The organism is Stenotrophomonas sp. YJH_SMC_64, assembly GCF_059371375.1.
Genome location: NZ_JCAFUN010000008.1, coordinates 187,746 through 201,595, shown reverse-complemented (window position 1 = coordinate 201,595; position 13,850 = coordinate 187,746). Strand labels below are relative to the sequence as shown.

At 68.3% G+C, this 13,850-nt stretch carries 14 protein-coding genes; 2 read left to right on the top strand and 12 right to left on the bottom strand.

Translation table 11 applies throughout. From position 1 onward, the window contains the following. Window positions 1-14 precede the first annotated feature (14 nt). The gene (locus AC5P9L_RS10660; protein WP_005410352.1) at window positions 15-1,604 is read right to left on the bottom strand and encodes a cytochrome ubiquinol oxidase subunit I; all 1,590 of its coding nucleotides are present in this window, start codon (window positions 1,602-1,604) and stop codon (window positions 15-17) included. A 228-nt stretch (window positions 1,605-1,832) separates the two neighbouring features. On the opposite strand from AC5P9L_RS10660, the gene cydD reads away from it, so the two are divergent. Next, a complete protein-coding gene (gene cydD / locus AC5P9L_RS10655) occupies window positions 1,833-3,578 on the top strand; it encodes a thiol reductant ABC exporter subunit CydD (protein ID WP_262101554.1) in 1,746 nt (581 codons plus the stop codon). Further along, on the top strand, window positions 3,575-5,248 hold the full coding sequence (gene cydC / locus AC5P9L_RS10650; RefSeq protein WP_012480819.1) for a thiol reductant ABC exporter subunit CydC: 1,674 nt from the start codon (window positions 3,575-3,577) through the stop codon (window positions 5,246-5,248). Before cydD ends, cydC begins: the two co-directional genes overlap by 4 nt. Before the next feature lie 92 nt (window positions 5,249-5,340). On the opposite strand, the gene AC5P9L_RS10645 is transcribed toward cydC, so the two are convergent. The 11 genes from AC5P9L_RS10645 to ccmA form a co-directional block, all read right to left on the bottom strand. Then, a complete protein-coding gene (locus AC5P9L_RS10645) occupies window positions 5,341-5,685 on the bottom strand; it encodes a DUF1294 domain-containing protein (RefSeq protein ID WP_043035340.1) in 345 nt (114 codons plus the stop codon). Further along, a complete protein-coding gene (metX, locus tag AC5P9L_RS10640; RefSeq protein WP_043035339.1) occupies window positions 5,686-6,798 on the bottom strand; it encodes a homoserine O-acetyltransferase MetX in 1,113 nt (370 codons plus the stop codon). Between the two features lie 148 nt (window positions 6,799-6,946). Further along, window positions 6,947-7,936, bottom strand: a complete 990-nt coding sequence (locus tag AC5P9L_RS10635) for a tetratricopeptide repeat protein (RefSeq protein WP_262101786.1) — start codon at window positions 7,934-7,936, stop codon at window positions 6,947-6,949. Next, the gene (locus tag AC5P9L_RS10630) at window positions 7,930-8,379 is read right to left on the bottom strand and encodes a cytochrome c-type biogenesis protein (RefSeq protein WP_005413991.1); all 450 of its coding nucleotides are present in this window, start codon (window positions 8,377-8,379) and stop codon (window positions 7,930-7,932) included. The genes AC5P9L_RS10635 and AC5P9L_RS10630 overlap by 7 nt, the downstream gene beginning before the upstream one ends. 4 nt (window positions 8,380-8,383) lie before the next feature. Next, window positions 8,384-9,001: a DsbE family thiol:disulfide interchange protein gene (locus AC5P9L_RS10625; RefSeq protein ID WP_005410345.1), complete on the bottom strand. Its 618-nt coding sequence runs from the start codon at window positions 8,999-9,001 to the stop codon at window positions 8,384-8,386. A gap of 8 nt (window positions 9,002-9,009) precedes the next feature. After that, the gene (locus tag AC5P9L_RS10620; protein WP_262101785.1) at window positions 9,010-10,929 is read right to left on the bottom strand and encodes a heme lyase CcmF/NrfE family subunit; all 1,920 of its coding nucleotides are present in this window, start codon (window positions 10,927-10,929) and stop codon (window positions 9,010-9,012) included. Next, window positions 10,930-11,391 carry a cytochrome c maturation protein CcmE gene (gene ccmE, locus AC5P9L_RS10615; protein WP_005413989.1) on the bottom strand — a complete coding sequence of 154 codons (462 nt, stop codon included), beginning with the start codon at window positions 11,389-11,391 and terminating at the stop codon, window positions 10,930-10,932. After that, the gene (locus AC5P9L_RS10610; protein WP_111118349.1) at window positions 11,388-11,576 is read right to left on the bottom strand and encodes a heme exporter protein CcmD; all 189 of its coding nucleotides are present in this window, start codon (window positions 11,574-11,576) and stop codon (window positions 11,388-11,390) included. Before AC5P9L_RS10610 ends, ccmE begins: the two co-directional genes overlap by 4 nt. After that, complete coding sequence (gene ccmC, locus AC5P9L_RS10605; protein WP_005410341.1) at window positions 11,573-12,343, bottom strand: heme ABC transporter permease CcmC; 771 nt, start codon at window positions 12,341-12,343, stop codon at window positions 11,573-11,575. The genes AC5P9L_RS10610 and ccmC overlap by 4 nt, the downstream gene beginning before the upstream one ends. A gap of 43 nt (window positions 12,344-12,386) precedes the next feature. After that, window positions 12,387-13,082 carry a heme exporter protein CcmB gene (ccmB, locus tag AC5P9L_RS10600; RefSeq protein WP_262101784.1) on the bottom strand — a complete coding sequence of 232 codons (696 nt, stop codon included), beginning with the start codon at window positions 13,080-13,082 and terminating at the stop codon, window positions 12,387-12,389. Further along, on the bottom strand, window positions 13,079-13,648 hold the full coding sequence (ccmA, locus tag AC5P9L_RS10595; RefSeq protein WP_407070841.1) for a heme ABC exporter ATP-binding protein CcmA: 570 nt from the start codon (window positions 13,646-13,648) through the stop codon (window positions 13,079-13,081). Before ccmA ends, ccmB begins: the two co-directional genes overlap by 4 nt. Window positions 13,649-13,850: the final 202 nt, after the last annotated feature.

Sequence of the window (13,850 nt, the reverse complement as noted above, 5' to 3'; positions counted from 1 at the left end):
TTGGTTCTCCTGCCTCAGGCCTGGCCGGCGGCCGGCGCCGAGGCATTGTGGGAAGCATGCGGCTGGGGCGACTGCAGTGACGGCAGCACCTCGTCCGGACCCTTGCGGATCGCCTTGAGCATCAGCTTGATCTCGACCACGATCAGCGCGGTGTAGATGGCGGTGAAGCCGGCCAGGGTCAGCACGATTTCATGCAGGGCCAGCCCCGATGCTGCATAGAAGGTCGGCAGCACGCCATCGACCGCCCACGGCTGGCGACCATACTCGGCCACGAACCAGCCGCACTCGATCGCGATCCACGGTGCCGGCAGCGTCCACAGGGCCAGCTTGAGGAACCAGCGCTTGTCCTGGAAATTGTTGCGGCAGGAGTAGTAGAAGGCCAGGGCGAAGAAAGCGATGAGGTAGAAGCCGAGGCCGGCCATCACGCGGAAGGTCCAGAACAACGGCATCACGCGCGGCACCGTGTCCATCGCCGCCTGCGAGATTTCCTGCGGGGTGGCGTTGAGGATGTCATCACGATAGCGCTTGAGCAGCAGGCCGTGGCCCAGGTCCTGCCAGTGACGGTCGAACATCTCGCGCGCTTCAACGTCGTTCTTGTTGGCGCGCAGGCGTTCCAATGCACCGTAGGCCAGCTGGCCGCCACGCACGCGGTGTTCGGCGCGCTCGACCAGTTCCAGGATGCCGGGAATCGGCTGGTTCAACGAGCGGGTGGCGATCAGGCCCATCAGGTAGGGGATCTTCACCGCGTAGTCGTTCTGGTGGGTCTCCTGGTTCGGGATGCCGAAGGCGGTGAAGTCGGCCGGCGCACGCTCGGTCTCCCACATCGCTTCGATCGCGGCCAGCTTCATCTTCTGGTGTTCGCTGGCGGCGTAACCGCTCTCGTCACCCAGCACGACCACCGACAGCGATGACAGCAGGCCGAACGCCGCGGCCACCGCAAACGAACGACGGGCCAGGTCCTTGTGCTTGTTGCGCAGCAGGAACAGCGCGCTGATCGCCATCACGAACACCGCACCGGTCACGTAGCCGGCGCTGACGGTGTGCACGAACTTGGCCTGCGCCACCGGGTTGAACACCACCGCCATGAAGTCGACCACTTCCATGCGCATGGTTTCCGGGTTGAACACCGCACCGGTCGGGTTCTGCATCCAGCCATTGGCCACCAGGATCCAGATCGCCGACAGGTTGGTCCCCAGCGCCATCAGCCAGGTCACCATCAGGTGCTTGACCTTGCTCAGGCGGTTCCAGCCGAAGAAGAACAGGCCGACGAAGGTCGCTTCCAGGAAGAACGCCATCAGGCCTTCGATGGCCAGTGGCGCACCGAAGATGTCACCCACGTAGTGGCTGTAGTAGGACCAGTTCATGCCGAACTGGAATTCCATGACGATGCCGGTGGCAACGCCCATGGCGAAGTTGATGCCGAACAGGACGCCCCAGAACAGGGTCATCCTGCGCCAGATCTCCTTGCCGGTCATCACATACACGCTCTCCATGATGGCCACCATGAAGGACAGGCCGAGGGTGAGCGGTACGAATAGGAAGTGGTACATCGCGGTCAGCGCGAATTGCAGCCGCGACAGTTCTACGACTGTCTGATCAATCATGGCCTGGCTACCTCGTTGGATAGTGCCGTTGCAGGTGGCGGGAAGGGTGGTCTACGACGTGAATGATGTGACCGACTACTTCAAACAGCCTTGATCCAGATCAATGTATGAACAGGTGCCCCGGTTGATCGTATGCCAACCTGATGAAGACTGCGACCGCCGGCCGCAGGGGCGGGCTATTGCCTGCGCCTACAATGCCGTGTCTCCCCCGTTGCCCGTGAAGACCTCTTGAGCGCTGCCGAAACGACCCCTGACGGCCTGTCCCCGGAAGCTGAAACCGCCCGCCAGCGGCGTGTGCGCACGGCCTGGCTGGCCGACCTGGCACGCTCCGCCCGGGGCCGCCAGCGCCTGGCCGCGCTGTGCATCAGCCTGTCCGGCGCACTGTTGATCGGCCAGGCTGCCGCCATCGCCTGGCTGGTGCAGCAGGTGCTGGTGGAGCGCGTGCCGCTGGCCTCTGGCCTGCCGGTGCTGGCGGGATTGGCGGTGATCCTGGTGCTGCGCACCCTGCTGGGCAGCGCCACCCAGGCCGCCGCCGGTGACGTGGCCGACGCCGCACGCCTGGCATTGCGCGAACGCGTGTTCGCACGCCTGCTGGGCCACGGCCCACTGTGGCTGCGGCAGCGCCGCACCGGCGAACTGGGCGAACTGATGCTGCATCACGGTGATGCGATCGAGAGCTATTACAGCGGCTTCCTGCCGGTGCGCACTGAAGTGGTGGTGGTGCCGCTGCTGATCCTGGCCGCTGTCGCCTGGGTCGACTGGGTGGTGGCGCTGATCCTGCTGTTCACTGCGCCGCTGGTGCCATTTTTCATGATGCTGGTGGGCTGGGGCGCCGAAGCGGCCGGCCGTGCGCAGCTGGGTGAGCTGGCACGCATGAGCGGCCATTTCGCCGACCGGATCAAGGGCCTGGGCCTGCTACGCCTGTATGGCCGCGGTGACGCCGAGCTGGAGGGTATCGAGGCCGCCGCTGAAGGCGTGCGCGTGCGCACGCTGAAGGTGCTGCGGATTGCCTTCCTGTCGTCCACGGTGCTGGAATTCTTCGCCTCGGTGAGCGTGGCGATGGTGGCGCTGTACCTGGGCCTGAGCTATCTGGGCATGATGTCGCTGCATGCAGCGGTGCCGACGCTGGGTGCGGGGCTGTTCTGCCTGCTGCTGGCACCGGAATTCTATGCGCCGCTGCGACGGCTGGCCGCGCACTACCATGATCGCGCCAATGCACTGGCCGCCGCCGCCGAAGTGGAGCGCCTGCTGCAGTCGCTGCCCGATGAGCAGGGCCTGATCGAGAACGAGGTTGCACCGCTGGCGGTGGAGCCGGCCGAGGCCGCCTTGCCGCCGCTGCAGGCACAAGGGCTGGTGCTGCGTCCGCTGGGCGCGCCGCAGGATGTGCTGCAGGATCTGGACCTGCGGCTGGAGCCGGGCCAGCGCCTGGCCCTGGTTGGTCCCAGCGGCTCCGGTAAAAGCACCCTGCTGGAAGCGCTGGCCGGCTGGCTGCCGCCGCGCGCCGGCAAGCTGCAGCTGCGGCCTGGCGTGCAGGTGGCCTATGCCAGCCAGCGTCCGTACCTGTTCCACGGCAGCATCGCCGACAACCTGCGGCTGGCTGATCCCGGTGCCAGCGATGCGCGTCTTCGTGCGGTGGCCGAGGCCGCGCAGGTGCTGCAGTTCGCACAGCGCCTGCCACAGGGCCTGGACACGGTGATCGGCGAACGTGGCTTCGGCCTGTCCGGCGGCGAAGCCCGTCGTATCGGCCTGGCCCGGTTGTTGCTGCGCGACCCGCAGGTGCTGTTGCTGGACGAACCCACCGCGTTTCTCGACGCCGATACCGAGGCCGCACTGCTGCGCAGCCTGGCTGCCTATGCGCGGGGCCGCAGTGTGGTGGTCGCCACCCACAGCCCGGCGGTGATCGCCTGGGCCGACCGCTGCCTGCTGCTGCCGGAAGGGCGCCTGGTCGAACCGGCACAGGCGGTGCGCGCATGAGCCGTTCGCCTGATTCGCTGCGTGCGGTGTTCCTGCGCCATCGGCCGCGCCTGCTGCTGACCGTGCTGCTGCTGTGGACCACCATGCTGGCCGGCACCGCCTTGCTTGGCCTGTCCGGTGGCTTCCTCACCGCCGCCGCGTTGGCTGGTGCGGCCGGCCTCGGCCAAGGCTTCAACTTCTTCTCACCGTCCGCGGGTATACGCGGGCTGACGATGGCGCGCATCGTGTCGCGCTATTTCGAGAAGCTGGTCGGCCACGACGCCACGCTGCGCATCGCCCGCGACCTGCGCGTGTGGTTCTTCCGCCGCGCGTTGCCGCTGGCACCCGCACGATTGGGGGCTACGCGCACCGGCGACCTTCTGGCGCGCCTGCTCGGCGACATCGGTGAAGTGGACGGCCTGCTGGTGCGTGCGATCGGGCCGCTGGTGGCGTTGGGCGGATTGTCGCTGGTCGCGATCGTTTCGGCGGCACTGATCCTGCCGTCGGCTGCGGTGCTGCTGGCGGTGCTGGCGCTGCTGATCGCCTTCGGGGTGCCGTGGCTGGGCGTGCGTGGCCATGACGACGAAGAGGCCGACCGTGCCGCGCATCGTGCCGCATTGCGTACCGCTGCATTCGAAGGGCTGGAAGGTGCGGGTGACCTGGCCGCGCTGCACGCCGATGCGGCCTGGCAGCTGAAGGTACGCGTAGCTGCCAAGCAGCTGGCCTCGCGGGATCGTCGTCGGCGCTGGCGCCTGATCGCGGCCTCGACCCTGCATGGCCTGGTGGCCGGGCTGGGCCTGGTGGCGATGCTGGCGTTGGCCCTGCACGCGGCCGAGCAGCGGCGCATCGCACCGGAAATGGCCGCAGGTTTGGTGTTCCTCACCGTGGCGTTGATCGAGCTGTGGGCCGGCATGGGCCTGGCCTGGCAGTCGCTGCAGTCCGGGCGCATTTCCGCCGATCGCCTGCAGGCGATCGTCGAGCAACCGCCGACGGTGGACGATCCGCAGGCGCCACAGGTGGTGCCGCCGGCTGCGCGCGTGCATTGGGATGACGTGCATTTCCAGTGGCCAGGCGGCGCGCGGCCGGTGTTGTCCGGCCTGCAGCTGACCCTGGCGCCAGGCGAACGCATCGCCATCCGTGGAGACAGCGGCAGCGGCAAGACCACGCTGTCGAGCCTGCTGCTGCGGTTGTGGGATCCGCAGCAGGGGCGGCTGACCTACGGTGGCCGCGATCTGCGTGATTTCGCCCAGGCCGACTGGCACCGGCAACTGGCGTGGCTGCCGCAGAACGCGCCGGTGTTTGCCGGCAGCGTGGCCGAGAACCTGCGGTTGGGTGATCCCGATGCCAGCGACGCCGCCTTGTGGGCGGTGCTGCGCCGCGTGCGCCTGGGCGAATGGGCCGAGCGCAACGGCGGCCTGCAGGCCTGGGTGGGCGAGAACGGCGCGACGATGTCGGCCGGGCAGGCGCGGCGGTTGGCGTTGGCCCGTGCACTGCTGCGCAATGCGCCGATCCTGCTGCTGGACGAACCGACCGAAGGCCTCGACGTGGATACCGCACGCGCGCTGTTGCAGGACCTTTCCGGTTTGCTGGACGGGCGCAGCCTGTTGATGATCACCCACGACGACCTGCCCGAAGGCGTGGTCGATGCGCAGTACCGGTTGCGCGACGGGGCTCTGGTCCGCGAAGCGTGAACCGGTAGTGCCGGCCGCTGGCCGGCAACCTCATGGCGCCTGATACGGACACGGAATTGCCGGCCAGCGGCCGGCATTACCCATTCGAACGGTTACCGCGAGAACTCGCGCAGCATCACCGCGATCGAGGCCACGTTGGCCAGCACGCACAACCAGAACACCCACTGGAATGCGGCCTTGCGGTGCTTGTGTCGGAACAGCGCCTGGCCCAGCAGCGCGCCCGGCCAGCCACCGGCAAAGGCCAGCAGTTGCAGGGTGCGTTCGGGAATGCGCCATTGCTTTCGCTGCGCCGCGCGCTTGTCCTGGCCGTACAGCGCGAACGACACCGCGCTGGTCAGCATGCACCAGCCGCCCAGCCACAGCGGCAGCACACCGCTGACCATCAGCGCGATCAACGCGCCGAACGCGGCCAACGCGAGGTTACGCCGCCACGCCACTTACAGCGCGTCGAGGAAGCCGCGCACGGCGGGGCCGAAACGCTCGAAATCGACCAGGAAGGCGTCGTGACCCTGCGGTGACTCCAATCCGATGAAATGGGCGTCAGCGCCTCCGGCACGCAGGCCATCGGCGACCTGTTGCTGCTGCTGCACCGGGAACAGGATGTCGGTGTTGGCGCCGATGGCCAGCGCCTTCTCCACCCGGATCTTCGCCAGCCCGGCCAGCACATCGCCATCGGCATACTCGGCCAGGTCGAACCAGTCCATCGAGCGGCTCAGGTACAGATAGCAGTTGGGGTCGAAGAAACGCACGAAGCGCCGTGCGTGGCCTTCCAGGTAGCTTTCCACCTGGAATTCCAGACCGAACGGATCGTCGTCGGTCTGGTCCGAATCCAGCCGCACGCGGCCGAAGCGGCCATCCCATTCCAGTGCCGAGCGGTAGGTGATCACGCCCAGCTTGCGCGCCATGCGCATGCCGGACTCGGGATACGCGTCGTCGTCGTAGTGGCCACCATTCCAGCGTGGATCAAGGCGGATCGCTTCGCGCTGCAGCGAGCGGATCGCGATCGAGAACGGCAGCGCCTGCGCGCTGCCGGAAATGTTGACGTGGCTGCGCGCAATGCCCGGGTGCAGCATCAGCACGGCCAGCGCGGTCATGCCGCCCATCGAATTGCCGACCACGCAGGCCAGCTGTTCGATGCCCAGGGCGCGCACGACTTCGATCGCGGCGCGCGCGCCGTCTTCGATCGACAGCTCGGGGAAGTCGAGACGATACGGTTGGCCGGTGGCCGGGTTGAGCGAGGCCGGACCGGTCGAGCCCTTGCAGCTGCCCAGCGAGTTCACGCAGACCACGAACCAGCGGTCGGTATCGATCGCCTTGCCGGGTCCGACCATGCCTTCCCACCAGCCCGCTGCCGGGTTGGCGTCGTTGGCTGCCGCATGTGCATCCGGCGAGAGGCCGGTCACGATCAGGATCGCGTTGCTGGCGTCGGCCGCCAGTGTTCCCCAGGTCTCATAGGCGACGCGCGCGCCGTGCAGGGCGCCGCCGCGCTTGAACGGGAAGGGCGAGGGCAGGGCGTGGAAGCGGGTGCCGGGCGGGATGAATTCGGTCATGCAGGCATTCTAGCGGGGCCGCATGTGGAGCTGGCGACACGCTGGTTTCCATCGGCGATGCAGGTAGTGCCGGCCGCTGGCCGGCAACCTCGCAGGCGCATCACGATTCATGAGGTTGCCGGCCAGCGGCCGGCACTACCGCGGCGCGTTACGGGAAGCGCAGCTCCACAACACCGTCGTGGGGCAGGCTCACCTTCACCGGCACGCTCTGCAGGTCATCTTCGCTGCGGTTGGCGCTGCCGGTGCGCGAGATGCGTGCCAGCACTTCCACTTCGCGATGGGCCGACAGCGGTGCGGTTGGCATCGGGCTGTCAGCGTCACCCAGCCCGACCGTGGCCGGGAATCCGGCCAAGGGCAGCTTGCGTGCGGCCACCGGCATCGGCGGTCCACCCACGGCGCGGGCCAGCACGAATACCTGGGTGCTGGCCGGCCACTCGGTGCCCTTCAACGCAGGCAACTGCACGCGCACCTGCAACAGCGCCGGTGGCGCCGCAACGGCTGCATCGGACGGCTGACCGGCGGCTTCACGGGCGATGGCGATCTGCGCCTGCAGCGCCTGCGCGACGCCGGGCTCAAGCCGTGGCAGCAGGCCGCTCCACACATCTGCGGCCTCGGCATTCTTTCCGCGCTGACGCAGGGCGATACCCAGCAGCCAGCTGGCACGCTCGGCATCGGGCGCCAGCGCACGCGCCTGCTGCAGCCAGGCCATCGCCGTGTCATCGAACTGCTTGCCGGCATCGGCCTGCGCACGTGCCTGCGCCGCCTCCACCAGCACGCCGGGGTCTTCCGGGGCGAGAGTGGCGGCCCGCGCGAACGCGTCCGCCGCGGCTGCGGCATTGCCCAGTTCGGCTTGCGACCGGCCCAGCAGCGCCCAGCCATCGGCCCGCTGTGGGTCACGCTTCAGTGCATCCTGCAGGGCCTGCACGCCATCGCGCAGGGTGGCTACCGAAGGCGTCGGTTGCACCTGTGCTGCACGCGGATCACCGACCAGCAGATACAGGCAGGCACCGGCCACGCCCAGTGCGAACACGCCGACCACGAAACCGCGGCGGCCAGAGTGGCGCAGCGGCCACAGCACCAGCGCTGCCATCAACGCAGCAACCAGACCGGCCAGCATCGGCAGCCAATGGCTCACCATCCGTCTCCTTCATCGGCCTTGCCGGCCGCTGCGGCGCCAACCGTACGGCCACGGCGGCGGACGATGCCCAGCACCACCAGAGCACCCGCACCGAGCATCAGCAGGGGACCGCCCCACAGCAGCCAGGTGCCCGGCTGCAACGGTGGCTGATAGAGCACGAACTCACCGTAGCGCGCGACCAGGAACTGCTTGATCTGCGCGTCGTCGTGGCCCTGCTGCATCAGCTGCAGCACCTCGCGGCGCAGGTCCTGCGCGATCTGCGCGTTGGAATCGGCCAGCGACTGGTTCTGGCACTGCACGCAGCGGAGCTGCGCGGCCAGGTCGTGGAAGCGGCGTTCTTCGGCGCCATCGCGGAACTGCAGCGGCTGCGGATCATGCAGCGGCTGCTGTGCCAGCGCGGCCAGCGGCAGCATCAGGAGCAGCAGCGCCAGCAGCCAGCGCATGGGCTCAGGGCGCCGTGTGCAACGTGCTGCCGGCATTGCCCTGGGCCTTCTCGATCTTCTCCAGCGCCGGGATCAGCTTCTCGTCGACCACGCGCTGGGTCATCGCACCGCTGTACTTCCAGCGCACGATGCCGCTGCCGTCGACAAGGAAGGTTTCCGGTGCGGCGGTCACGCCCCAGTCGATCGCGGTGCGGCCTTCCACGTCGCTGAGCACGACCATGAACGGGTTGCCCAGCTGTTCCAGCCAATGCAGGGCATCGGTCGGTTCATCCTTCCAGTTGTAGCCGATCACGCGCACGCGCTTGCTCTCGGCGAAACGGGTCAGCACCGGGTGTTCCTCGCGGCAGGCCGCGCACCAGCTGCCCCACACGTTCAACAGGTACGGCGCGCCACGCAGTTCGTCGCTGTGCACGATCATTTCCGGGTCGTGCAGCACCGGCAGCGCGAACGCTGGCGCCGGCTTGTCGATCAGCGCCGATGGCAGCACGTCGCGCTGCGGATCACCCGATTTCATAACCCCGTAGATCATCAGCCCGAGCAGGCCGAAGAAAAACAGCACGCCGATCACGATGGCTACCGGCGGCAGCGGGCGGGAGGGGCGCGGGGCGGGGGACTCGGACATGGAAACTCCTACGGACGACGGAAACGGCGGTCGGCGGCGGCGATGAATCCGCCCAGGGCCATCAACAGCGCGCCCAGCCAGATCCAGCGCACGAACGGCTTGATGTGCACCCGTACCGCCCATGCATTGTTGCCCAGCGGCTCGCCCAATGCCACGTAGACATCGCCGTCGAAGCGTGCATCGATGCCGGCCTCGGTCATCACCTGGCCGCCGCTGGCGTACTGGCGCTTCTCCGGGTGCAGCAGGTCCAGTTCGCGGCCGTCGCGGAACACCCGCAGGTGACCGCGGTCGGCGATGAAATTGGGGCCTTCGCGATGGTCCACGCCCTCGAAGCGCACTTCGTAGCGACCGACCACCAGCTGCTGGCCCGGGGCCAGCGCCACTTCGCGCTGCACGTTCAAGGCTTCCACCAGCAGCGCGCCGGCCAGGAACACGGCGATGCCGGCGTGGGCAACGATCATGCCGAGCATTTCGGCGGTGAAGCGGCCGTTGCCGCGCAGTCGCTGCCAGACGAAGCGTGCGGTACCGAGTGCGACCCAGGCCGCAGCGGCCACGCCGATGCCGGCCTTCCAGCCGTTCTGCGGCGCCTGCCACCAGGCCATCGCGCCCAGCAGCAGCGCCAGGCCCAGCCACGGTGCCAGCAGCGCGAAGGCGCGCGAGGGCTGGTCACGCTGCCATTTCACCAGTGGGCCGAACGGCAGCAGCAGGATCATTGGCGCCATCAGCAGCAGGAACAGGCTGCCGAAGTAGGGCGGGCCGACCGAGATCTTGCCCAGCGACAGCGCATCGGCCAGCAACGGATACAGCGTGCCGAGCAGCACCATCGCGCAGGCCGTGGCCAGCAGCAGGTTGTTGGCCAGCAGCAGGGTCTCGCGCGAGGTGGCGGTGAAACCACGGCGCGGGTCGTCGGCGTCCACGCTCAGCTGGCTGGCGCGCAGCGCGTACAGCAGCAGGCTGCCGCCGACCAGCACCGACAGGAACACCAGGATGAACAGGCCGCGCGAGGGATCGGCAGCGAACGAATGCACGCTGGTCAGCACACCGGAGCGCACCAGGAAGGTGCCCAGCAGCGACAGCGCGAAGGCGGCGATCGCCAGCAGCAGGGTCCAGCTGCCGAAGGTGCCGCGCTTCTCAGTGACCGCCTGCGAATGGATCAGTGCCGCGCCGACCAGCCAGGGCATGAAGCTGGCATTTTCCACCGGGTCCCAGAACCACCAGCCACCCCAGCCCAGCTCGTAGTAGGCCCACCAGCTGCCCAGCGCGATGCCCAGGGTCAGGAAGCCCCACGCGACGTTCGTCCACGGCCGCGTCCAGCGCAGCCAGCGCGCATCCACGCGACCTTCCAGCAGCGCCGCCACCGCGAATGCGAACGGAACGGCGAAACCCACGTAACCGATGTACAGCATCGGTGGATGGATGATCAGCCCCGGGTCCTGCAGCAGTGGGTTGAGATCGCGTCCTTCCAGCGGCGCCGGGTTCAGGCGCAGGAACGGGTTGGAAGTGAAGATCAGGAAGGCGAGGAAGCCGACGCTGACGATGCCCATCACCGCCAGTACACGCGCCTGCACCGGTGCCGGCAGGTGCCGGGAGAACAGCGCCACCGCGCCGGTCCACAATGCCAGCACCAGCGCCCACATCAGCAGTGAGCCTTCATGCGCGCCCCAGACCGCCGAATAGCGGTAGATCATCGGCAGCAGCGAATTGGAGTTCTCGGCCACGTAGCGCACTGAGAAATCCTGCTGCACGAATGCGGCGGTCAGCACCGCGAACGCGCCGGCGAGCAGCAGCAGCTGCGCGAACGCGGCTGGCCGTGCGACCGCCATCCATGCCGTGTTGTTGCGATGTGCGCCGACCAGCGGCAGGCCGGCCTGCAGCAGCGAGGCCAGCAATGCGCACATCAGCAGGATCTGACCCAGTTCGGGCAGCACTCAGCGCACCTCGGGGGCCGTCACCGGCACATCGTGCTTGCGGTGGGCATCGCCCATCTTGTCGGCCACTTCCTTCGGCACGTACTTCTCATCGTGCTTGGCCAGCACTTCGTCGGCGACGAAGGTGCCGCCCTGCAGGCGGCCGCTGGCGACCACCGCCGTGCCTTCGGCGAACATGTCCGGCAGGATCCGCGAGGTGGTCACTGCCAGCTGCGCGTCGCCGTCGGTCACTTCGAAACGTGCTTCCAGCGAGCCGACCGGCCGATTGAAGGAGCCTTTCACCACCATGCCGCCCAAGCGGAAGCGCGACTGCGCATCGACATCACCGCGCAGCACTTCCGAAGGCGTGTACAGGTAGGCGATGTTGCGCTCCAGTGCCATCGCCACCAGCGCAGTGGCCAGCCCGGAGGCGAGCAGGGCCAGCAGCACCCATGCCAAGCGGCGACGCTGTACCGGGGTCATCGTTCCAGCTCCGTCGACAGCGGCACAGCTGCGTCCTGCCTGCCGGCGCGGGTCTGCTGCCGCTGCTGGCGGGCCAGTGCCAGCCGGCGTGCCACGCGCAGGCGCAGCCACGAACCGATGGCGTCGGCGCCGAGCACCAGCACGAACACGGCGTAGGCGCCGATCAAATAGGGAAGGTGGGTCATGGCTGGGCCTCCCGGACCGGGCGTTCGGCACCGACGCGTCCACCGACCCAGGCCTTGCCGGCCTCGCGGTCGAGATTGTCGGCGCGCGCCTTGGCCAGCACCGAACCGGCGAACCAGAACTTGGTGCCGATCACCATCCACCACAGCGGCGCGATCATCGCGCTGCTGATCGCCGATTCACCGAACACGTTGATCGACTGGCGCTGATGCAGGCCGCCCCACCAGTCCACCGAATAGCGGATCACCGGCAGCAGGCTGACGCCGACAATGGCCAGCAGTCCCGCCGCACGTGCGGCGCTGCGGCGGTCCTCGATGGCGTGGTAGAGGCCGATCACGCCCAGGTACAGGAACAGCAGCACCAGCTCGCTGGTCATGCGCGGGTCCCAGTCCCACCAGGTGCCCCAGGTGCCCTTGCCCCAGATGCTGCCGGTCAGCAGGGTGATCAGGGTGAAACCGGCGCCCATCGGCGCGCAGGCCATGGCCAGGATCTCGCAGACCTTGATCCGCCAGATCAGCGCGATGGCGGCATACAGCGCCATCAGCGCGAATACGAACAGGCTCATCCAGGCACTGGGCACGTGGATGTAAAGGATGCGGAAGCTGTCCAGCTGCTTGGCTTCCGGCGGCACCACCAGCAGCGCCTGCCACATGCCGACCAGCAGCACCGGCACCGCCGCGAGGTAGAACACCCGCGACCAGCGGGCAGCGAAACGGTCGAACGTGGGAGGCGAACCGAGTTGGTGGAACCAGCGGACAATCGGATTCATGCGTGGCGGCTATCCAGCAGGGGTGGATTGGCTCTCAGCTCGGTCAACTCAGAGAAATACGTATTGCAGCGGCAGTGGCCAGCGGAGCCAGCACCAGCGCGAGCAGCAGGCCAGCGCCCAGCATCAGCAGCGCACCGACCGGATCCTGCCCGCGTCCGGCTGCCGCCAGGCTGCCGGCGCCGAACACAAGCACCGGCACGTACAGCGGCAGCGACAGCAGCGCCACGAGAATACCAGAGCGTCGGATGCCAACGGTCAGTGCGGCGACCACGCCACCGATCAGGCTCAGCAACGGCGTTCCCAGCAGCAACGATGCCAGCAACATCGGCAGCCGGTCATGCGGCAGATGCAGCATTTCGGCCAACAGCGGGCTGACCACGATCAGCGGCAGCGCAGTGGTCGCCCAGTGCAGGAGCACGCGCACCAGCACCAGCCAGGCCAACGGCACCGGCGCCAGCAGCCACTGTTCCAGCGAGCCATCTTCGGCGTCGGAACGGAACAGTGAATCCAGCGACAGCTGTCCCGCCAGCAGCACGGCCAGCCACAGCACCGCGCCCGCGGTGGTGGCCAGCAGCTGTGGTTCGCGGCCTTGGGCCAGCGCGAACAGCACCACTACCAGCACCGCGAAGAGCAGTGGTTGCAGCGCATCGCCGCGGCGGCGCCAGAGCAGGCGCAGGTCGCGCTTGAGCAGGGCGCCTGCGGTCTGCCACAGGCCTGGTTCGGTACCCGGCGCGATCATGCGGCACCGCCGAGGTCGAGCTGGCGGGTACGCACCGGCGGTGCGGCGTAGGCGCCATGGGTGGTGACCAGCGCAGCGCCGCCGGCGCGCAGGTGCGCCGAGATCATCCGGTTGACCAGGGTGATGCCCTCCAGGTCGAGGTTGGCATAGGGCTCGTCCAGCAGCCACAGCGGCGCCGGCGACAGCCAGATGCGTGCCAGTGCCAGCCGCCGCTTCTGCCCGGCGGACAGATGCCGAACGAGGGTGTCCTCATAACCGGCCAGGCCCACGATGGCCAGCGCGTTGCCGGGCATCTGCCGCGCACGCCGTCCATGCAGGCCGCACAGGAAGTGCAGGTTCTCCAGCGTGTCCAGGTCTGGCTTCAGGGCCGGCAGATGGCTGAGGTAGGCCACGTAGCGTGCACGTTCGGCATTGCTCGCCGGCTTGCCGTCGATCCGCACCTGGCCGGCGCCGGGCCGGGCCAGGCCGGCCAGCACGCGCAGCAGGGTGGTCTTGCCGGCGCCATTGCCGCCCTGCACCAGCAGGGCTTCGCCGGCGTCCACATGGAAGTCCAGCGGGCCGAACACCGGCTCGTCATTGCGGGAGAAGCTCAGGCCGCTGGCGGCCAGCAATGCAGGGGTGTTCAAGGGGCAGGGGTCTTCATGCCGGAGTGCGATGGCAATTGTAGCGGTGAATGCCGATGGTAGTGCCGGCCGCTGGCCGGCAGATGCGACCCGGCGTCGCAGATCGTCCCAGGGGTGCCGGCCAGCGGCCGGCACTACCGACGCG

Coding starts and splice junctions, on each gene's coding strand:
- AC5P9L_RS10660 (WP_005410352.1), bottom strand. CDS start 1,604: ATGATTGATCAGACAGTCGTAGAACTGTCGCGGCTGCAATTCGCGCTG.
- cydC (WP_012480819.1), top strand. CDS start 3,575: ATGAGCCGTTCGCCTGATTCGCTGCGTGCGGTGTTCCTGCGCCATCGG.
- metX (WP_043035339.1), bottom strand. CDS start 6,798: ATGACCGAATTCATCCCGCCCGGCACCCGCTTCCACGCCCTGCCCTCG.
- AC5P9L_RS10635 (WP_262101786.1), bottom strand. CDS start 7,936: ATGGTGAGCCATTGGCTGCCGATGCTGGCCGGTCTGGTTGCTGCGTTG.
- AC5P9L_RS10630 (WP_005413991.1), bottom strand. CDS start 8,379: ATGCGCTGGCTGCTGGCGCTGCTGCTCCTGATGCTGCCGCTGGCCGCG.
- AC5P9L_RS10625 (WP_005410345.1), bottom strand. CDS start 9,001: ATGTCCGAGTCCCCCGCCCCGCGCCCCTCCCGCCCGCTGCCGCCGGTA.
- ccmE (WP_005413989.1), bottom strand. CDS start 11,391: ATGACCCCGGTACAGCGTCGCCGCTTGGCATGGGTGCTGCTGGCCCTG.
- AC5P9L_RS10610 (WP_111118349.1), bottom strand. CDS start 11,576: ATGACCCACCTTCCCTATTTGATCGGCGCCTACGCCGTGTTCGTGCTG.
- ccmC (WP_005410341.1), bottom strand. CDS start 12,343: ATGAATCCGATTGTCCGCTGGTTCCACCAACTCGGTTCGCCTCCCACG.
- ccmB (WP_262101784.1), bottom strand. CDS start 13,082: ATGATCGCGCCGGGTACCGAACCAGGCCTGTGGCAGACCGCAGGCGCC.